Genomic DNA, 18,962 nt, shown 5'->3' with positions numbered 1-18,962 from the left:
CCCGCGACGGCGACCCCCACGCATGGAGACCGTCCTCGTCACCGGCGGCCGCGGCGCCTCCGGGCGCTGGGTCGTCGACCGACTCGCCGGCGACTACGAGGTCGTCGTCGTCGACTACGATCACCCGGGCCTCGACGTCGCCCCGGCCCCCCACCTCTCGTTCCGCGCGGCGGACCTCGCCGACCGCGGCGCGGCGCTCGACGTCGTCCACGCGGTCGACCCCGACGCCGTCGTCCACTGGGCGGCGATCCCGGTCGCGGGCACCCACCCCGACGGGCGCGTGTTCGAGACGAACGTCCGCGCCGCGAAGAACGTCCTCGACGCCGCCGGCCGCGCCGACGCCCGGATCGTGCAGGCGTCAAGCGACGGCGCGTACGGCTTCTTCTTCGCGGAGCCGACGCCGCTCCCCGACGAACTGCCGGTCACCGAGGACCACCCGCTCCGACCGGAGGACCCGTACGGGCTCTCGAAGGTGACGGCGGAGGCGACCGCCGGTGCGGTCGCGCGCCGCGAGGGGGTGTCCGCGGTGTCGATCCGCCCCTCGTGGATCCAGTACCCCGGCGACTACCCGTGCCGGAGCGACGGCTACGTCGACGACCTGGACGCCGGCGCCGGCAACTTCTGGTCGTACGTCGACGCCCGCGACGTCGCCGACCTCGTCGCCGCCGCGCTCGACGTGGCCGGGGAATCGAACGCTGCCGTTCCCCCGGGAACGCACGAGGCCGTCAACTGCGTCGCCGCCGACAACGCGCTCGGCCGGCCCCTACTCGACCTCCTGCGCGAGTCGTACGGCGCGGTCCCCGACGACTGCGGGGTCGCGGAGGGCGACGACCGCGGCGCCTACGCGGTCGCGAAGGCCGAGCGGCTGTTCGGGTGGAAGCCGAGCCGGTCGTGGCGCGCGGCGGCCGACGAGGACGTCCCTGAGCCGACGCTGTTTGAGTAGACCGCGAGGAAAGCCCCTTATAAAACAGTGCGGTGGCGCGCGCCTCCGAGCGGTCGCCGACGGCGACCGCGAGGTGCGCGTGCGAGGGACGCCGCGAGCGCTTGTAAGCGCGAGCGGCGAGGCTGGGGAGGCGTGAGGTGCGATTGCTGTGCGGCCGGGGCTTTGGAGGTGTTCACCGTCGATGCGTTGGTAACCATTTATAAGCGAACGGCTGCAAATTCTGAGCAGCCCGCCCCACTGTTAAAAGCCATTTATAAACGAGCGACAGAACGTTCCCAGTCCTAAATCGACAGGATCGCGTTGACGAGCGTTCGGGTCGCGATCGCCGTCGCCGCCCCGAGCCACGTCAGGAGGACGAAGTGGATGTACCCATTCGCGGGGTTGCCGCCGTCGATCCGCCGGATCATCTGCGAGGAGAGCGCGGCGTTGAAGAGGACGACCGTCAACAGGAGGTACTCGATCAGCGGGATGTCGTACGCGCCGGGGTAGACGATCTGGCCGATGTCCATCTGGTCGAGCTCGAAGTCCGCCGTGAGGTCGGCTAAGATCGCGACGATCTCCAGTCCGATGAAGAAGGCGAACGTCGCCGCCGCCGTGATCCCGTACAGCAGCCCGATGAACGTCACCGCCGCCTGCCGGCGCTGCTCGCGCAGCTGGTTCACGGCGTTCATGTTCTTCGAGATCAGCTCGCCGAGCATCTTCGGGTCCCCGCCCATCCGCCGACCGACGAGGTACATCTCGGAGAACTTCTGGACGAGGTACGACCGCGTGTCGTACGTGAACCGCTCCCACGCGCCCTCGGTGCTGATCCGCATGTTGAGTCGACGGTAGAGCCGCTCGATCGCGGGCGAGAGCGCCCCGAAGTTCTTCTCGCGCAGCGTGGTCAACACGTCCGTCGTCGTCGACTGCTTGGCGCTCTCGGTCGCGCCGAGCGCGCGAACGAACGAGGGGAACTCGCCGTCCCGGGCCGTGATCTGCTGTTCTTCCTTCCGGAGAATGACCCCGGTGACGAAAAGCGGCGAGATGGGGACGGCGAGGTACAGCGGGAGCCGGACGTCGTCGAGGAACCAGAGCAGTCCGGGGAGCCCGGGCCCGTACCCGAACATCCCGGCGGCCGTGATCCCGATGAGCAGGAAGGAGAGCCCGCCGCCGACCCCCAGCGACGCCCACAGCCGCAGGTCTCCGGGCGCGCGCTCGTCCGGGTGGAACCAGATCGGGTCGTACGGCGACGTCGCCCGGATCATCGCGTAGAAGCCGAGCTGGACGAAGACGAAGAGCACGATGACGGCCGCGACGGTCGCGGTCGGGTCGTTTCCGGTCAGGATCGGGAGCACGATGGCGAACACCAGCGCGAACGTCATCGAGAGGATCATCGACATGTACAGGTCCTTCATCACCTCCAGGTTCGCCAGCGAGGACTCGTACAGCGTCTCGTACTTGGCGAGCATCACGTCCTGCTCGGAGACGAGGAACTCCTCTAACGACTGGCCCGCGCCCATCGTGTAGCCGAGCCGGTCGAAGAAGTCGGCCATCGCGTCCGAGGGAACCTCCTCGGCCCGCCGCCGACACGCGTCGTCGAGGCTCTGGTTCCAGGTGTCGACGAGGTGGACCACCCGCCGGATCTCCTCGGCCGCGACGCCGTACTCCTCTTCCCGGGCCAGCGTCCGGAACACCTCCATGCGGTCGATGTTCGTCGTCGACAGCACGGTCATGTGCGTCATCACGAGGTGGAGCTGGTTGTCGATCTGCGTCTCCAGGCTGGAGAGGTAGATCTTCGGGTAGATCACCGCCGCGACCAGCACGAGCGCGCCGAACATCGGGACCGGCACCCGCGCCGCGAGCGGCAGCGGCAGGAGGAACAGGCCGGCGACGCTCGCGAGGAACACGGCGACCGCCGGAAGCAACACGAGCCCGACGTACTTCCGCTTCGAGATGTCGAGCTTGTCGTACGACTCCAGGATCGCCGACGTCAGCTCCGCGGCCGTCGCGAGCCCGCTGCCGACCTGTTTCACCGACATTACCCCTCGACCTCGCTCATCGCGGCGATCACCTGACGTTCCGGTGCATCTCGAAGGGAAGTCCCTCGACGCCGTCGCGCTGGAAGGCGTCTATCGCCTCGTTCACCTCGTGGTAGCCCAAGATCCCCTCCTGGATCATCCGCTCTATCAGCTCCGCGCGGAACGAGAGGTCGTCGTAGATGTCGCGGGTGTCGGCGTAGCCGAGCAGCGTCGCGATCTGCTCTTCGAGCACGTAGGAGTTGTTCATCCCCTGGAACACGATCTCGTCTTCGACGGGGTCCCAGCTGAACACCTCGCGGGTGACGACCCCCTCCATCTCCTTGGAGTACCCCTCGATCTCCTGGACGCTCGTCACCCGCCGAAGCACGTCGTCGCCCTGTTTCACCCGGTTCTGGAACAGCGCCACGTCGGCGTTGTCCATGAACGTCTCCGGGACGTTGATCGGCTCGGAGGTGAACCGCTGTATCATCGAGACGATGTCGGACGCGTGGAAGGTCAGCATGATCGGGTGGCCGGTCTGAGCCGCCTGGAACGCCATGCGCCCCTCGGCGCCCCGAACCTCGCCCACGATGATGTAGTCCGGGCGAGACCGCAGCGCGGCGGCGACCAGGTCGAACATGTCGACATCGGAGCTCCCCTCACCGCCCCCCTCGCGGGTCAACAGCTGCTGCCAGGTGTTGTGCGGCGGGATGACCTCGGCGGTGTCCTCCGCAGTGTAGATCTTCGAGCCGCTTGGGATGTACGAGAGGACCGCGTTCAGCGTCGTCGTCTTCCCGGACGCCGTCTCCCCGACGACGAACACCGTCTGTTCGTTCTCCAAGCAGAGCCAGAGGTACGCCGCGAGCTCAGGCGACAGCGTCCCCCAGTTGGTGATCTGGTTGACCGACAGCGGCACCTCCTCGCCCTGCCGGATCGTGAGGGAGGAGCCCTTCAGCGAGACGTCGTCGGAGTAGATGATGTTGATACGCGACCCGTCCGGCAGCGTGGAGTCGACGATCGGATCTGAGTCGGAGAGCGGGTCGCCGATCCGCTCGCCCATGTTGCGCAGCCAGTTGTCGAACTCCTGTTTGGTGCCGAAGTCGACGGTCGTCTCCAGCATGCCGAAGGTGCCGTGATCGACGTGGCACTCCTTCGGGCCGATGACGTGGATGTCCTCGTTGGCCGTGTCGCGCATCACCGGCTCCAGGGGGCCGAGCCCGACGATGTCGCGGTTAAGCCGGTACCGGATGTTCTCGTAGGTCTCCTCGGTGACGGAGAGCTTCCCGGCGTTGAGCAGCTTCGAGACGCCGCGGCGCCAGCCGGTGGACTCGTCGTCGACGTGGGTCACCTCCTCCAACAGCTCCTCGATGAGGTCGTCGTACTCCGCCTCCGAGCCGGGAGCGCTGTGCTGGCCGCTCACGGTGAGCAGCCTGTTTTTGACCTGATTGAGGATCTCGGCCTGCGGGCCGGACACCTCCGGCTCGATGGCGTAGTACTTCGTGTCCTGCCCGAGGTCGCCGTAGATGTGGCTGTAGATCGGCCCCCCGACGGGGTAGATGACGTTCGGCCGGTTCGACTCGTACTCCGGTTTCGGTTCTTCGATGAACTGCGGGAACTCCCCGGTTATCTGTTTGAACTCCCGCAGGTGCTCGCGGAGGTGCGGCCGCCGCATGGCGGCCTTCCGGAGCTCTTCCGACGGTTTCGCGGTTCCGTGCTCGGTCATGGTCTACTCGGATCCTTCACGCGACGCTGCGACTCTCGATGACGATTCCGGTACCCGACCGGACCGAGAATCCGATCGTGTCCCCGACCTGTTCGCCCATCCCCGCGAAGCGCTTCACGTTGATCTGCCGACGGATGTCGCTGCCGACCTCGATCATCTCCAGCTGGAAGAACACGTCCGCGATCGACCGGAACGGGCCGATCGCGTCGGCGTCGACGGCCGACGGGTCGACGGTGAGGACGACGACCTTCCCCTGGGAGATGATCTCCCGGAAAAAGGAGATGATCTCTAGGGCGGCCTGGCGCTCTTCGTTCTTCCGGACGAGCGCCTCGAACGTCGGGTCGTTCCGGAAGATGGCGTCGAACGTGTCGAGGAAGATCACGTCCGAGTTCCACATCGCCTCCGCGTTCATCAGCCGCTTGAGCAGCTCCTTGCGCTCGCCGTCGCCGTCGGAGAACGCGCCGCCCGAGTCGAAGTCGGCGTGGAGAAAGAGCAGCTCCTCGTTCAACAGCGGCTTCACCACGTCGTACTCCAGCGAGTGCATCTGGTCGATGAACCCGCGGACGGTGAGCTCCGTCGACATCAGCGTCACCGACGCGCCCTCCTCGACGAGCCCGTAGGCGAACCGCTGGGAGATGGCGCTCTTCCCGGCGCCGTAGTCGCCCTCCATGAGGACGATGCTGCCCCGGGGGATCCCCCCGCCGAGCTCCTTGTTCAGTCGGTCGCGCTCGCCGAGGCCGATCGAGAGCAGGTTGTCGCGCGGCATCTCACTCGCCCTCCGTGCGGAACTGGAACAGCTCCTCGTCGCCGTTGACGGTGATGTACACCCGGTGGTCCGTCCCCGGCTCGAGCCCCTCGTCCGTCCCGTCGAGCCGGCTCACGTCGATCGTGAGCCGGAGGACGTCCCCCCGACTCCACGCCGCCCCCGAGCCGGCGGAGACGAGTTCGCCCTCGGTCGCGTCCCGCGGGACGTACGCCCCGTCGAACATGACGTCGAGCCCCGACCCGTCGGGGGCGAGCCGATAGGTCCCCGTGTTCTTTATCAGGAGCGTCACGTTCTCCTCGCCGCTCTCGTTGTAGACGCCGGCGCTCGCGTCGGAGATGACCGTCACGTCGGTCCGGAGCTGCTCGGTCGCGTCGAGCCCGGCGTCCTCGACGGCCCCGCTCACGCGGTCGACGCCGGTCGTGATCGTGCCGACGACGCCCGCCGCGATCACGAGGCTCGCGATGAACAGGATCAGGTGAGAGACGGGGACGCTCGCCATCTACCCGCTCACCTCCGTCACCGTCTCGGCGTCGCGGACGCCCGACTCGACGGCGAGGACGACCCGCGTCTCGTTCGCGACCACGTCGGTCTCCAGGGCCGACTCGTCGACCGTCACCGTCAGCGTCTCGCCGCCGAGCCAGAGCTCGGTGTCGGCGTCGCCGTCGACGCTCGTGCTCGCCCCGTCGCCGCCCACGTCGACGTACTCGTTGCCGACGAGAAGCGTCGCGTCGCCGGCGACCAGTCCGACCGAGCCGTCGTTGGTGGCGTCGACGACGAGCTCGCCCGCGTCGTCGTCGTACGTCGCGTTCGTCACCGCGAACTCGGTGTTCTGCCGCTCCAGCGAGCGCTCTTCGATGCCGTTTTGCGCGTCGGTGACGCGCTCGAAGCCGTTGGCCGCGACGGGGTAGAACGCGGTGAACGCGAAGAACAGCCCCGCGACGATGATCGCCGTCGACGCGGAGACGCTAACGCCCATCTCCCCACCCTCCGTCGGCCGGATCGGCGCGGTCGGAACGCGGGTTCGGGTCGTTCATGGGTCGGGGGGAGCCGCCGTTCCGCTCGCACCCGCTCTGTCGTTCGCCGCCACGCTCCGGTCGTTCGCCGCCACGCTCCGGTCGTTCGCCGCCACGCTCCGCGTCGTTCGCTCGCGGATCCTCCCGTTCGTCGTCGTCCCAGCGACCGTCGCGCCGGTCGTCACCTTCTCGGTCGGCACGCTCGCGGTCGTCGTGCTCGCGATCGTCGCGTCCGCGCCCCTCGCGACGCCCGCCGCGGTCTCCGCGCCGATCGCGTGTCCCGCCGCGGGAGTCCGCGGGAGGCGGCCCGCCGCCGACCAGCGAGCCGCCGGCGAGGTCGTCCCACCGGTCGAGCAGCAGCAGGTGGCCGCTCGTCCCGTTGAGCTGGGTCACGTACCGGAGGCTGCGGGTGTGGTGTTCCCGGACGAGCCGGTCGGTCCCGGGTCGGTCGACGAGGTTGCGGTCGATCGTGCCGAACCCGGAGAGGAAGTCGCGGAGCCGCGCCGCCGCCTCCGGACCGACCCACTCGATCCGCTCGTAGTAGTTGATCGCGCGCACCGCGTCGGTGACGTCGCTCTCGGAGACGAGGAACTCCAGCCACTCCATCACGAGGAGGTCCCCGACGTAGTCGCCGGGGAGAGCGGTGAGGTACGGCTTCCCCCGACTCCCGGAGAGGTCGTCCTCGCCGACGTACTCGAAGCCGTCGCCGGTCGCCTCCGCGGGGTCACCCCCCGGCCGCTGTCCGCCCGGACGCTCCGGGGCCGGGTCCGCCGCCGCGTCGTCGAACCCTCCGTCGTCGAATCCGTCGTCGAACGGGTCGGTCTCGTCGCCGAGGTCGTCGTCGAACGAGTCGGTCCCGTCGTCGAACGGGTCCTCCTCGGCGGCGTCCGCGTCGCCGCCGTCCTCTTCGGCCCAGTCGGCCTCCCCGGCGTCGTACTCCTCTTTCAGTTCGCTGAAGCTCTTTCCGTCGTCGTTCATGTCGTCACCGTCGTCCGTGTGGTCGCCGTCCAGTTCCTCGCCCAGCTCGTCGAACTCGTCCGTCCCGTCGTCGAGCACGTCCTCGTCGAAGAAGCCGTCGGCGTCCGCGTTCGCGACGTCCTCGTCGAGGCCGTCGTCCTCCTCCTCGCCGTCGTCGTCGAAGAGTCCGAACGACCCCTCGCCGCCGCCGTCGACGCTCTCGAAGCCGCTCGAGTCGTCGACGAAGGGGTTGATCCCGCGGGTGACCATCTCGTAGATGTCGAGTAGGTTCCTGACGTCCTCCTCGATGTCGTCGACCGCGGCCGAGATCTCTTCGTTCTCGGACCGGACCGTGGACACCGTCGAGGAGAGCGAGGCGACCTCGTTCTCCAGGTCGTCGAGCCGCTTTTCCAGCTCGTCGGTGTCGGCTCCGGCGCCGCCGCCGCCCTCGTCGAAGCCGTCGTCCCACTCGTCCATCCCGTCGAAGTCGTCGAGGCCGTCGCCGCCCATCCCGCCGCCCATTCCCCCGCCGCCCATTCCCCCCCCGCCGAAGGGGTCGTCGCCGCCGCCCACGCCTCCGGCGTCGTCGTCGGAGCCGCCGTCGTCGAGGAAGCGGTCGAGGACGCTCGCACCGACGAGCCCCAGCGCGGCGACTGTCCAGGCGGCCGTTGGAGCTCCCCACACCGGTAGTTCGAGGCCCATTACCGAGTACGACCCCCAGACCGCACTTCAATTCACCCCTCAAAATATCAGGTGTGAGAAAACCGACGGTTCCCGACGACGAGTCCCGTGTGAACCCCTCACGCGGCGTCGCGTTGCGACCGCGGCTCCGCCGTCACAGCCTGCGCTCGAACCCGTCGGCCGCCCGGACGACGAGCGTGCCGTCAGGTCCGAAGCTGACCGTTCGGCCGACGCCGTCCCCGACGTCGCTGCCGACGATCGGGACGCCGGCCGCCGCCAGCCACCGCTGGGCCCGCTCGACGTTTCGGGGGCCGACCGCGTCGGTGAGATCGAGCATCTCCGCGCCGCCGGCGACGCGTGCCTCGAGGCGTTCAGGCGAGGCGCCCGCCTCGGCGAGCTCGGCGACGAGCGCGTCGATGCCGGCGTCGACGTACTTCCCCGGTCGAGCCGCCGCCGTCCGAGCCTCGTCGCCGGTCGGAAGCATCGCGTGGAGGAGTCCGCGAACCTCCGCTCGCTCGTCGACGAGCGCGACGGCGACGCAGGATCCGAGTCCGCTCGTCGTCAGCGTCTCGCCGTCGGCGGCGACGGCGAGCTCGCCCACTCCGACCCTGATGCGGCGTTCCCCGTCGCGACCGCCTCCGTGCCCGACCGCGTCCCCCCGTCTCTCTCGGCCGCACGTCGACGAGGGGTGACTCACGGCTCGGAGAGGTGGTCGAGCGCCGCCGTCAGCTCGCGCTCGTCCGGGAGCGCGTACACGTCACACCGCGCCCGCGTGCCCGCCGTCCGGATCGCGGCGTCGATCACGAAGCCGTAGTCCTGGCGGCGGCTCAGCCTGGCGACCAGCGGACTGATCGTCGCCGAGCCGATGTCGTGGACGAACTCCGGGGGCGAGTGGGTGATCGAGGTGCCGAGCACGTTCGCCCAGCCGTCGATGAACCCGCTCGTCATCACGTTCCCGAGCTCGCAGAGGGCGTTCTCGGCCATCCCGCCGAGCGGCTCGTCGGGCTCGCTCGGGAGCATCGCGGCCGCGACGGTCGCCGCAGACTCCTCCTCGAAGAGGATCGCGAGGTAGCCGCTCGGCTTCCCGCGGAGCTCGAAGACGGTGCCCGCGTGCGGCTCGACGCCGACCTCCGCGGGGACGTCCGCGAGCGGGACGAACCGCAGGCGGCTCACGTCGACGGTCGTGTCGAGCCCGGTCATCATCGCGACGTTGTCGGCGGCGTTCGCCGAGCCGCGCTTCGCCAGCGACGCGAACGTCGCCAGCGACTCGTACGGGACCGCGGTGCCGCCGGCGCTCCCGCGGTCGCCCGCGCTCCCGTCGCCGGCCCCCTCGGCGCCCGCCGCCGCGGCCGGCGCGGTCTTCCCGACGATGAGGTCGCGGAACGGCCCGGAGTCGGGAAGCATGTAGATCGCGAAATCGAGGTCCGTCGCCGTCGCGTCGAGCCGGCTCTCGAAGAGGAACACGCCGTCGCCGGTGAGCGCCCCGTCGGGCAGAACGGCGGCGCCCTCGGCCTCGAAGTAGCGAGGCGGCGTCATGTCGATCGCCCGCCCGAGGTAGTTCGCCCAGCCGTCCAGGAAGCCGCCGAGCGCGATGTTGCCGACCTCCGTCACCGCGCTGCGCCCCATCGCCGCGCCGCCGGGAAGCAGCGACAGGAGCGCGTCCGCGTGGGCGGCGTCGAACGCGAGCACGGCCTCGCCCTCCAGTCCGCCCCGGAGACCGACGCTCACGCCGATCGACTCGCGCCCCGCGAACGCCTCCGCGAGGTCCTCGCCGCTGGCGACGCTCGCGCCCGTGACCTCCACCGAGAGGTCGGTCCCCGTCAGCTCGGTCAGCGCGCCGGCGGCCCGGTCGGCCCCCCGCTCCGCCAGGCGGTTGCACGCGCCGAGCGCCCGGACGTCGACCCGCATTATACCGCCGATCCGATGGCGTCGAGCACGTTCGGCTTCTGGAACGGCTTCGTGATGTACCCCTCAGCGCCCGCCTTGATGGCGGCCTTCATCTTCTCCTCCTGGCCGACGCTGGTGCACATTATCACCGTCGCCTCCGGGTTCGACTCGAGGATCTCCCCCGTCGCCTCGATCCCGTCGCGGATCGGCATCACGATGTCCATCATCACGAGGTCGGGGCCGTGCTCCTCGTACATGTTGACCGCCTCCACGCCGTTCTCGGCCTCGCCGACGATCTCGAACTCCCCCTCCAGTATCTCTCGGAGGAGGTTCCGCATGAACTCCGAGTCGTCCGCGATGAGCACGCGCGTCGCCATTGTCGTCCGGAACGCGGTCCAGCGGTCACTTAACCGCTCCCCCACGGTTCTCAGTGCTGAGAATCGACTCCGACGAGAGCCGACGATCGGGTCGGTTCCGCCCGCTCAGACCCAGTGGCCGAGGAGGTACGTCGCTCCGACGAGGACCGTCCCGCCGAACGTCTCGCGGGTTCCAATTCCGAACGGAAGGAGCGTCGGCGGCGCCTCGTCGGACCCCTCCTGGTCGGATCCCTCCTCGTCCCGCGTCTCTCCGTCGTCTCCCCGGGTCGACGCTTCGTCCGAGCCCTCGTCGGTCGAGTCGTCCTCGGTCGAGTCATCCTCGGTCGAGTCGTCCTCGGCCGTTTCGCCGTCGTTCGATCCGTTCGCGTCGTCGTTCGATCCGTTCGCGTCGTCGTTCGATCCGTTCGCGTCGTCGTTCGATCCGTTCGCCTCGCCGTCCGTTCCGTTCGCGTCGTCCACGCGCGTCACCGCCGGGTCCGCCTCGACGATCAGCGTCCCGTTCACCCTGTCGCCGTCGATCGCGAGCGAGTACGGGTACTCGCCCGGCTCCAAGTCGGCGTCGACCTCCGCGAACGTCTCGTTCTCCGAGGCCCCCGGCGCGACCGTGACGTGTCGCTCTTCGACGATCGCCCCGTCGTCGACGTCGAGCGTCAGCTGTTCTCGGTTCCGCACCTGGCCGGTGTTCTCCACCGCCGCGGTGAGGTTCGCCAGCGACTCGCCGCGGGTCACGGTGCGGTTCGTCGTCGTCCCGTTCGCCAACCGCAGCCGGTCGGGGTCCGTGGCGTTCTCGACGACGAGGACGTCCCTGCTCTCCTGCAGCGACTGCCCTCGGTAGAGCCGGTAGCTCGCTTCGGTCCCGGGCTCCGCGCCGGCGAGACCGCTGTCCACGGAGACGTTCCCGTCCTCGATCGACAGCTCGGATTCGGTCCGGTTCGGGGTCTCGTCGGTGTCCCGGACGGTCGTCGCCGACAGCTCCGTCTCGGGCAACACCGAGGTCGTCCCGGTGATCGTCCCGTTGTCGGCCTCGACGAGGAGCGTGCCGTCGTCGGTGACGTGGTCGTATCGGAGGTAGCGCTCCCGGACGCTGAACGTCGCCTCGGCGTCGACGCGCCCGTCGTCGGTCCCGTGGTACGGGTACTGTTCCGACAGGTCGTCGTCCGTTTCCGACGCCGCGCCGAACGCGGCCGGGGGCTCTCCCCCGTCGCGGAAGGCGTACCGCTCGCCCTCGGTTCCCTCCAGCGCGAACTCCGCCGAGAACTCGTCGCCCGGTTCGACGTCGTCGGTGAACGGGCCCCCGTCGCTCGTGTCTATCGCGAGGTAGAAGCGGCCGGGCGCGCGGTCGGCGTCCCCGCGGTCGAGCTCCTCTCCCTCCGCGAGAAAGAGGGTGACGTCGTCGGGGTCGGCGTCGGCGAGGTCCAGCTCCGTCGGGCGTTTGTTCCGGCCGGGATTCGTCTGCCGGACCCGCAGCGAGACCCCTTCCTCGGCCTCGAGGAGGTCGACGAGGACGCGGTGATCGACCGTCGTCCCGGCCTCGATCGGGCTCTCGTCCCCGGACTCGCCCGTCCGGTTCGCGGCGAAGTGCGACAGGGCGCCCCAGATCCCGGTCGACTCGAAGCCGAGGACGATCCGGTCGCCCTTCGTCACCGCCGTGCGGTCGACCCCGTGATCCCTGAGGTCGTCGAGCGACTCGGTCTCGTCCCCCTCTCCGTCGGCCGCCTCGCCCCCGTCGCCGTCGGCGATCACGTCGGCGTCCGCGGTCGTGAAGACCTCGACCTCGTCGTGGAACGTCGGCTCCCGTAACACGAGATCGGACTCCGCGGCCACCTTCACCGGGTCCACGGCACCGGAGTCCCGGACGACAAACGTGCCGTTCGTGATCGCGAGCCGGTATCGCTCCGGGACCGGGGGCCGCGCGAGGCCGCCCGCGCCGGTCGCGCCGACCGAGTCGGAGAGCTCCGTGAGGTTCTCGGCGATCACCTCCCCGTCCTCGTTTTCGAATTCGAGGTCGCAGTCCACGTCCGGGGCGCTACAGCTGTCGACGTCGCTCTCGTTCGTCCCGAGGAGCCGCGTGTTGATCGTCGTCGACCCGTCGTCCACCTTGAGCACGTCGACGTACCCCACCGTTCCGCCGTCGTCGGTGAGGCGGTTGCCGCCGACCAAGAGGTAGGCGGTGTCGTTGCCGGAGGCGTCGGCGACGTGTCTGATCTCCACCGGATCGCCCGCAGTCCCGTTGTACGTCGATCGACTAAACGAGCCGTCGACCTCCCGACTCACGGCGTCGCCCGCCCCGGTCGCCGCGTCGGTCTCGATCGCCCGGGCAGTCTCGCCCCCGCCGGCCACGTCGCTCTCGTCGAGGGCCGCCGCGGCGGGTCCCGAGGCCGCGCCCCCGAGGAGTGCGAGGAGCACCGCGATGGCGACCAGCGTCGCCCCGAGCGTCGCGAGTCGAGCGCGCTCGCCGACTCGCGCGTCCCGCTCCGCGGCCTCATCGCCCCGCTCGACGCCGGAATCGACCCACTCTCCCCGTGAACCGTCGGTCGACGCGCTGTCGGACCGGTCCGCGTCGTCCGGGGGAACTCTGGAGGTCATCGTGGTGTCGGGTCCGTCGTGACGGGGCCGAGCCGCGCGAACGGCTCACCGTCGATTGCTACACGGTCGGGATCTCAGCGACTAAAGCGTACGCCCCCGATTATCTCCTGAGAGAATCGGAGTCGGTCGCCGCGACGCGTATCGGGACGAATCGGCAGACTGCAGCGGGATCGATGTGCGAGTCGCACCCCGAAGAGTTAAGCCCGACTGCGGTTCCGTTCCGGTGAGGATGAAGACCTGTCCCCGGTGCGAGTCGTCCATCGACGACGCGGCCCGCTACTGCGTCGACTGCGGCGCCCCCCAGACCGAGGCGGCCGCGGAAGAGCTCGACGAGTACGTGCAGCGGCAGGCCCGCAAGGTCGCCACCGACGCGGGGGCGAGCGGGGACGGCTTCGACGACGAGTCCGGCGGCGGTGACGACGACGGCGTCGCGGGCTTCGTCCCGACCGAGGAGCTCACGGACCGCGAGCAGCTCTGGCGACGCGGCTGTTACGTCGCGGGGTACGGGACGATCGTCGTCGCGCTCACCCTGGTACCGCGGGTCGGCGCGTTCCTCCTGATACTCGGCGGGATCGCGATCCTCCCGCCGATCCGCCGGCTCACCGCGGAGCCGCTCGGGAGCCCGCTGAAACGCGAGGTGATGGCCGGGCTGTACGCGCTGTTCGCGGTGCTCGGCGCGGCGCTGCTGTACCTGTTGTAGCCGCGCCCGATCGGCCGGGCCGTCCTGACCGCCTCACTCGATCCGGAAGCCGTCCGCCTCCTCCGCCGCGCGCACGAGGTCGCCGATGCTGTCGCTCGCCGTGAGCCCGTGGCTCGCGGCGAACCGCTTGATGGCCACCGGCGGCACGTCGACGGTGGTCTCCGAGGCGACGAGCAGCAGCCCGAGCGCCTCCGGCGTCGGCGAGCTCGGGCCGGCGTTCGACGCGAACCACGTTACGAGCGCGTCGAACGTCGCCGTCACGTCGTTCGACACCATCCGCTGGCGGGTGGTGTCGCCGTCGACGTGGAGCGTCGCGTCGATGCCGTAGGTGAACCCGTCGCCGTCGAAAGAGGTCGCCAGCCACCGGCTCACGGCCTGCCGGTCGACCTCGGCGTCGCCTCCGCCGCGCGCGTTCTCCCCGGCGACGTCCGGCCCGGACGCGTTCGCCCGCGGGTCCGCGCCCGCCGGCCGACGCTCCGCGGGGCTCGCGGGCTCCGCGGCGGTGAACCCGGACTCGTCGACGGCCCGGCCCTCCGGACGCGACCGCCCGACGTTGGGGCGGCCGTTCGTCCCGACGACGTACCGGCTCTCCCCGATCTCGACGACGCTCTCGTCGTCGGTGAAGTCGAGGTCCTCGGGGTCGACCGGCGGCGCGTCCGGGTCGCCCGCCGGTGCGTCGTGGTCACTCATGGCGTAGTCGTGGACGCGCGATAAAATAGGTGTTCCGGGCGGAGGGATCCGCCGGGGAAGTGGTTCGGGGGCTGTTCGAGGCTCGTTAGAGTCGGACCGCCTCGTCGTCCTCCTCGTAGAGGTCGGGTGATTGGAGTTCGACCGAGGTCGTCGCCGAGGACGGCGAGACGATCTCCAGCGAGGAGGAGTCGCCCTCGCCGAACGCTTCCTCGTTTTCGTCACCGAACGGAGGCGCCTCCGGATTCAGGACGATCGTTAGCTGTTTGTCGCCGTCGAGGATCGCGCTGTCCGAGTCCACGTAGTCGCCGTCCTGCTTGACGGCGAATTCGTTATCAGAGATGTTGGTCGCGTCGTCACCTTCTGGGGGGCCGCTAAACACGAGGTTCTCCTGACCGTCCGGCCCGACCGCCTCGATGGTCGCCTCGCTCAGGTCGATCTGGTCGGAACCGGCGGAGCCGGCGACGCCGACGCGCATCTCACTGAGGTTCCCCTCCTCGGCGTCGCTGACGATCCCCACCGAGCTCGTCACGTCGATCCGTTCGGAGACGAGGTCCGTGCTCTCCTCGCCGGTCGACTCGGCCTGCGACTGCAGGAAGCCGGCCGTGTTGATCAGGACGCCGGCGGCGATCGCCGCCACCAGCACCATCGCGATGAACACGATGAGGGTCCCGATACCGACCTGACCGCGCTCGTCGTCGTTGATGAACTCGAACATTGTTACAGCCTCACCGAGTCTTCCTCGTCGGTCAGCGTCGTCGGGACACGGAGGTCGGCACTCGTCGTCGCCCCGGACGGCGTGGTGAACGTCACCGAGAGCTGGTCGCCACCTGAGAGGTTCCCGTATTCGATATCGTCGCCGTCAAGCTCGAGCTCGATATTCGCGCGCTCGCTGCTGTCAGTCAGCACGACGGCACCATCTTCGTCTTCGGTGAAGATGTCGATCATGTCTTCGTTAAGCTCGGTCGTCTCCTGACCGCCGGTACCGACGAGCTCCACCGTCGTCTCGTTCAGGTCGATGTTGTCAGAGCCTGGAGACTGAGCGACCGTGAGACTGATGTTGTCGATTTCGCGGCTATCACCGTCGTCGGTCACGTTCCCGGACTGGCTCACGATCTGGAGTCGGTCGCTCACCTGACTCGTACTCTCCTCGCCCGTCGCCTCCGCCTGCGTCTGGAGGAAGCCGGCCGTGTTGATCAGGACGCCGGCGGCGATCGCCGCCACCAGCACCATCGCGATGAACACGATGAGGGTCCCGATCCCCACTTGACCGCGCTCTTCCTCGTTCTGTATGGTTTCGAACATTGTGTGTTGCGTCGGCCCCCGGTCTGCCCGGCGGGCGTTATCGGTAGGGAACAATATTTCACTATTAAAGACTCCGTGCCGATTATTCGACCTGATAAAACTCCGCAGTCGTGCGATTTTTCGGTTAAATCCAATGAAATAATTTCCAAAATTATCAACGATATCGCGGGCTGATTATCGGCTTAGATACTATGAACGCCGATGGACGTGCGCGTGAATCTCGGGTTCCGCCGGTGACTCCGCCGTTCGCGAAGAGGCGGGCGAAGCACCCGAACCCGTCGCTCTCGCGTCTCGTCGATTCCGTACTCCGTCGCGTCGCGGGACGCTATCGGTCCTGCATCCGCGCGATCTCGGATTCGGGGATCACGAACTCCCGCGCGCCGGGCTCGTAGACGGCGAGGCTCCCGGCGACGAGCGCCATCGACGCCGCCAGCAGTCCGGTGTTGATCAAAAGCAGCGCCTCCGCGTTGGCGAACGACGTCCGAAAGCCGGCGACGGGCGTCGCCACGGCGGCGACGACGAGCAGCCCGAACCCGACTGCCAGATACGCCATCGCCGTCCGTCCCGACGACCGGTACGCGGCGACCGCGAACGCCAGCAGCGTCGCGCTCGTACCCGCGAGAACGGTGGTCGTCACGAGATACAGCGCCTCGATGAGCTCCATACGTCCCCTGCTCGAAATCGACATATAAACCCACGGTGGCGGCTATCACCGTCGATAACACCAGATCTACCGCTGCGTTCGCCGGAGGCGGTACGGCGCCTGCTGCCGGTTTACTCTCGGCTTTACGGCGCCTGTGATCACCGGTACCCTTTTAAACCTAAAAATCAACAGCGATAACGAGAATGGCGGGGGACGACCTGATCACTGTGCTCGGCAACAAGTACAACACGGACATCCTGACGGCGACCGGCGAGGCGATGTCCGCGCAGGACCTGAGCGACGAGCTCGACGTCCCGATCGCGACGTGTTACCGACGGATCAACGAGCTGGAGGAGGCCAACCTGCTCGAACTCCACGACCGACCGCTCTCGGACGAGCACCGCCGCGTGAAGGTGTACCGCCGGAAGGTCGACGGCGTCGACGTCGACTTCCGCGACGGGCTCACCGTCGAGGTCGAGGAGCGATCCGCGGTGAAGAACCGGCTCGACGACGTCTGGCGCGACCTCTCGTCGAGCCAGTAGGCCTCTGGCGCTCCCGCGCTCCCTCCGTACCCTCGGCTTTTCCCGTCGTGTTCCGCTAGAACGACGGCTCGTCCGACCGCCCCATCATCGAGAACCCGCCCGCCCGCTCGTGGACGGTGATCCCGCCCTCGCCGATCTCCATCGGGAAGATGTCGGTGTCGATGTCCTGTTTCCGCATCTTCGCCACCCAGACGTACCGGTTGACCCCGGAGTCGGTCGGCGTCTGGATGAAGTAGATGTTCCCGTCGGTCAGGAAGTTCTCCAGACCCACTTCGGTGTCCGGGAACACGGCACCCTGCTCGTTGATGAGCAGCGAGGTGAGCCCGTTCGCCTTAAGGATGTCCGAGAACTTCAGCAGGTACGTCCGCTTCTCCTGTTCGGCGTCGAAGAAGAGCTGGAACATCGACAGCGAGTCGAGCACGAGCCGGTCGAACTCCCCGTCTTCGATCGTGTCGAGCAGCCGGTCGACCGCCGTGGAGAAGTCGGTCTCTCGCAGCATCTCGCGTTTGTCCAGGATGACGATGTCGCCGTCGTCGACGAAGTCGCCGAAGCCGTCGAGTCCGATCGACTCCGCGGCGCCGCGGATGTCCGCTTCGTCCTCCTCGAACGAGACGTACACGCCGCGCTCGCCGTGCTCGGCGACGCCGTGGTGGAGGTACTGGATCCCGAAGATGCTCTTGCCGGTCCCGGGATTTCCGGAGACGAGCACCGTCGACCGCTCCGAGATGCCGCCGGTGAGGATCGAGTCGAGCCCCTCGACCCCGGTGGAGACAAGTTCTGACATTCGTCTCGTTCTTTGCGGCCGGAGTATATAAAAGACGATCCGCCGCGACCGACCGCACGGACGGCGATAGCTTTATTTCTCGACGCGTCAGCCGTTCATGTATGCCCGGTGAAGCGTCTCCCGTCGACTCCGGCGGTGATCGGCGGTGAGCGATCCCTCTGTCCTCGTCGTGGAGGACGAGCCCGACATCGCAGCGCTGTACGCCGGCTTCCTCGAGGAGCAGTACGAGGTGACCCTCGCCGAGACGGCCGCCGAGGCCATCGACCGCGTCGACGAGACCGTGGCCGTCGTGCTTCTGGACCGCCGTCTCCCGGACGGGAGCGGCGACGACGTGCTCGAACGCATCCGCGAGGCCGGCTACGACTGCCGCGTCGCGATGGTCACCGCGGTCGAGCCGGACTTCGACATCATCGACATGGGGTTCGACCTGTACCTCACCAAGCCCGTCAGTCGCTCGAAGCTGCTGGCGGCGATCGAAACGCTCCTCACGCGCAGCGAGTACGACGACCTCGTGCAGGAGGCGGCGGCGCTGGCGAGCAAGCGCGCGGTCCTCAGCTCCCAGAAGCCCGCCGCCCAGCGGGAGGGGAACGAGTCGTACGCGGAGCTCGTCGACCGGCTCGAGGCGATCGACGCCGACATCGACGACCTCGGCGAGTCGCTGTCGGCCGACGACTACCGCGCGATGTTCCGCGACCTCGGGGAGGCCTGACGCGACGCTTCCCGAATCTCGTTCTCGCCTGACCGCGCTACTCCAACTGCTCGCCGACCAGCTCGTCGGCCGCCGCGACGAACGCGTCGCGCTCGTCGATCGGAATGGTCGCGCCCGCGGCCACGTCGTGGCCCCCGCCGTCGCCGCCGACGGTCTGGCTCGCCTTCCGCATCACCGCGGACAGGTCGAGTCCCCGTCGGACGAGCGCGTGCGAGCCGCGCGAGGACACCTTCAGTTCATCGGCGCTCTCCTCGGCGAAGGCGATCACCGGCTTCGAGCGGTCGACCGCGGGGGAGCCGATCGCCATCCCCGCGACGATGCCGACGATGGTCTCGCGGATGCGCGAGCCCGCGTCGAACCACTGGAGGTGGTCCTCGTCGGTGACGCCCTCGGTTTTGACCCACTGGAGCCCCTCCGAGAGGTTCCGCCGGTGGGTGCGGAGCAGCCGCCGGGCCTCCGCGAGCGCGTCGCCGCGGTCGCCGAGACACACCGCGAGGCCGACGTCGCCGCGCTCGTAGCGCGCGGTCGCGTTGAGCAGCGTGGAGAACTCGCTGACGTCTCGCAGTTCGGTGCCGGGCTCCTCGTCGACGAGCGTGTAGGAGGTGCCGACGAGCGCCTCGATCCGGTCGGACGGGACGCCCGACGCGACCGCGCGGCCCACC

20 protein-coding genes are annotated in these 18,962 nt (G+C 68.8%); 4 read left to right on the top strand and 16 right to left on the bottom strand.

What is annotated here, in order from left to right:
• Positions 1 to 22 precede the first annotated feature (22 nt).
• Positions 23 to 943, top strand: coding sequence for an NAD(P)-dependent oxidoreductase (locus U4E84_RS06930; RefSeq protein WP_322531365.1), 921 nt, complete (start codon positions 23 to 25; stop codon positions 941 to 943).
• A 281-nt stretch (positions 944 to 1,224) separates the two neighbouring features.
• Here U4E84_RS06930 and flaJ read toward each other — a convergent pair whose 3' ends face one another.
• The 10 genes from flaJ to U4E84_RS06880 form a co-directional block, all read right to left on the bottom strand.
• The gene (gene flaJ, locus U4E84_RS06925) at positions 1,225 to 2,961 is read right to left on the bottom strand and encodes an archaellar assembly protein FlaJ (protein WP_322531364.1); all 1,737 of its coding nucleotides are present in this window, start codon (positions 2,959 to 2,961) and stop codon (positions 1,225 to 1,227) included.
• Positions 2,962 to 2,989: 28 nt separating this feature from the next.
• Positions 2,990 to 4,663 carry an ATPase, T2SS/T4P/T4SS family gene (locus tag U4E84_RS06920; RefSeq protein WP_322531363.1) on the bottom strand — a complete coding sequence of 558 codons (1,674 nt, stop codon included), beginning with the start codon at positions 4,661 to 4,663 and terminating at the stop codon, positions 2,990 to 2,992.
• A 16-nt stretch (positions 4,664 to 4,679) separates the two neighbouring features.
• Entirely contained in the window at positions 4,680 to 5,429 is a 750-nt protein-coding gene (locus U4E84_RS06915) for an ATPase domain-containing protein (RefSeq protein WP_322531362.1), read from the bottom strand.
• A 1-nt stretch (position 5,430) separates the two neighbouring features.
• Entirely contained in the window at positions 5,431 to 5,928 is a 498-nt protein-coding gene (locus tag U4E84_RS06910; protein ID WP_322531361.1) for a flagellar protein G, read from the bottom strand.
• Positions 5,929 to 6,405: a flagellin gene (locus tag U4E84_RS06905; protein WP_322531360.1), complete on the bottom strand. Its 477-nt coding sequence runs from the start codon at positions 6,403 to 6,405 to the stop codon at positions 5,929 to 5,931.
• A complete protein-coding gene (locus U4E84_RS06900) occupies positions 6,395 to 8,101 on the bottom strand; it encodes a FlaD/FlaE family flagellar protein (RefSeq protein ID WP_322531359.1) in 1,707 nt (568 codons plus the stop codon). Before U4E84_RS06900 ends, U4E84_RS06905 begins: the two co-directional genes overlap by 11 nt.
• A 133-nt stretch (positions 8,102 to 8,234) precedes the next feature.
• A complete protein-coding gene (locus tag U4E84_RS06895) occupies positions 8,235 to 8,693 on the bottom strand; it encodes a chemotaxis protein CheD (protein ID WP_322531393.1) in 459 nt (152 codons plus the stop codon).
• 80 nt (positions 8,694 to 8,773) lie between these two features.
• Positions 8,774 to 9,988, bottom strand: coding sequence for a chemotaxis protein CheC (locus U4E84_RS06890; protein WP_322531358.1), 1,215 nt, complete (start codon positions 9,986 to 9,988; stop codon positions 8,774 to 8,776).
• Entirely contained in the window at positions 9,988 to 10,344 is a 357-nt protein-coding gene (gene cheY / locus U4E84_RS06885; protein WP_322531357.1) for a chemotaxis protein CheY, read from the bottom strand. Before cheY ends, U4E84_RS06890 begins: the two co-directional genes overlap by 1 nt.
• A 105-nt stretch (positions 10,345 to 10,449) precedes the next feature.
• Positions 10,450 to 12,930, bottom strand: coding sequence for a BGTF surface domain-containing protein (locus tag U4E84_RS06880; protein ID WP_322531356.1), 2,481 nt, complete (start codon positions 12,928 to 12,930; stop codon positions 10,450 to 10,452).
• Positions 12,931 to 13,159: 229 nt separating this feature from the next.
• Between U4E84_RS06880 and U4E84_RS06875 the strand changes: the two genes are divergently transcribed.
• Positions 13,160 to 13,630, top strand: coding sequence for a zinc ribbon domain-containing protein (locus U4E84_RS06875; RefSeq protein WP_322531355.1), 471 nt, complete (start codon positions 13,160 to 13,162; stop codon positions 13,628 to 13,630).
• A 33-nt stretch (positions 13,631 to 13,663) separates the two neighbouring features.
• Here the strand turns inward: U4E84_RS06875 and U4E84_RS06870 are convergent, their stop codons facing one another.
• The 4 genes from U4E84_RS06870 to U4E84_RS06855 all read right to left on the bottom strand — a co-directional run bounded on the left by U4E84_RS06870 (position 13,664) and on the right by U4E84_RS06855 (position 16,286).
• Positions 13,664 to 14,320, bottom strand: a complete 657-nt coding sequence (locus U4E84_RS06870; protein ID WP_322531354.1) for a hypothetical protein — start codon at positions 14,318 to 14,320, stop codon at positions 13,664 to 13,666.
• Positions 14,321 to 14,405: 85 nt separating this feature from the next.
• On the bottom strand, positions 14,406 to 15,035 hold the full coding sequence (locus tag U4E84_RS06865; protein WP_322531353.1) for an archaellin/type IV pilin N-terminal domain-containing protein: 630 nt from the start codon (positions 15,033 to 15,035) through the stop codon (positions 14,406 to 14,408).
• A 2-nt stretch (positions 15,036 to 15,037) separates the two neighbouring features.
• Positions 15,038 to 15,622 carry an archaellin/type IV pilin N-terminal domain-containing protein gene (locus U4E84_RS06860; RefSeq protein WP_322531352.1) on the bottom strand — a complete coding sequence of 195 codons (585 nt, stop codon included), beginning with the start codon at positions 15,620 to 15,622 and terminating at the stop codon, positions 15,038 to 15,040.
• Between the two features lie 325 nt (positions 15,623 to 15,947).
• Positions 15,948 to 16,286 (bottom strand): hypothetical protein, encoded by a 339-nt coding sequence (locus U4E84_RS06855; RefSeq protein ID WP_322531351.1) that lies wholly within the window; start codon positions 16,284 to 16,286, stop codon positions 15,948 to 15,950.
• Positions 16,287 to 16,468: 182 nt separating this feature from the next.
• Between U4E84_RS06855 and U4E84_RS06850 the strand changes: the two genes are divergently transcribed.
• On the top strand, positions 16,469 to 16,807 hold the full coding sequence (locus U4E84_RS06850; RefSeq protein ID WP_322531350.1) for a helix-turn-helix domain-containing protein: 339 nt from the start codon (positions 16,469 to 16,471) through the stop codon (positions 16,805 to 16,807).
• A 55-nt stretch (positions 16,808 to 16,862) separates the two neighbouring features.
• Here the strand turns inward: U4E84_RS06850 and U4E84_RS06845 are convergent, their stop codons facing one another.
• On the bottom strand, positions 16,863 to 17,591 hold the full coding sequence (locus U4E84_RS06845; RefSeq protein ID WP_322531349.1) for an ATPase domain-containing protein: 729 nt from the start codon (positions 17,589 to 17,591) through the stop codon (positions 16,863 to 16,865).
• Positions 17,592 to 17,736: 145 nt separating this feature from the next.
• Between U4E84_RS06845 and U4E84_RS06840 the strand changes: the two genes are divergently transcribed.
• A complete protein-coding gene (locus U4E84_RS06840; protein ID WP_322531348.1) occupies positions 17,737 to 18,300 on the top strand; it encodes a HalX domain-containing protein in 564 nt (187 codons plus the stop codon).
• Positions 18,301 to 18,337: 37 nt separating this feature from the next.
• Here the strand turns inward: U4E84_RS06840 and U4E84_RS06835 are convergent.
• The coding region (locus U4E84_RS06835) for a DHHA1 domain-containing protein (RefSeq protein ID WP_322531347.1) at positions 18,338 to 18,962 on the bottom strand (625 nt) is incomplete at its 5' end.

The sequence above is a fragment of the Halorubrum sp. AD140 genome (genome assembly GCF_034497445.1).
Lineage (GTDB): Archaea > Halobacteriota > Halobacteria > Halobacteriales > Haloferacaceae > Halorubrum.
The sequence above is the reverse complement of the archived record's forward strand: the minus strand, read 5'-3'. Positions and strand labels throughout refer to the sequence as shown.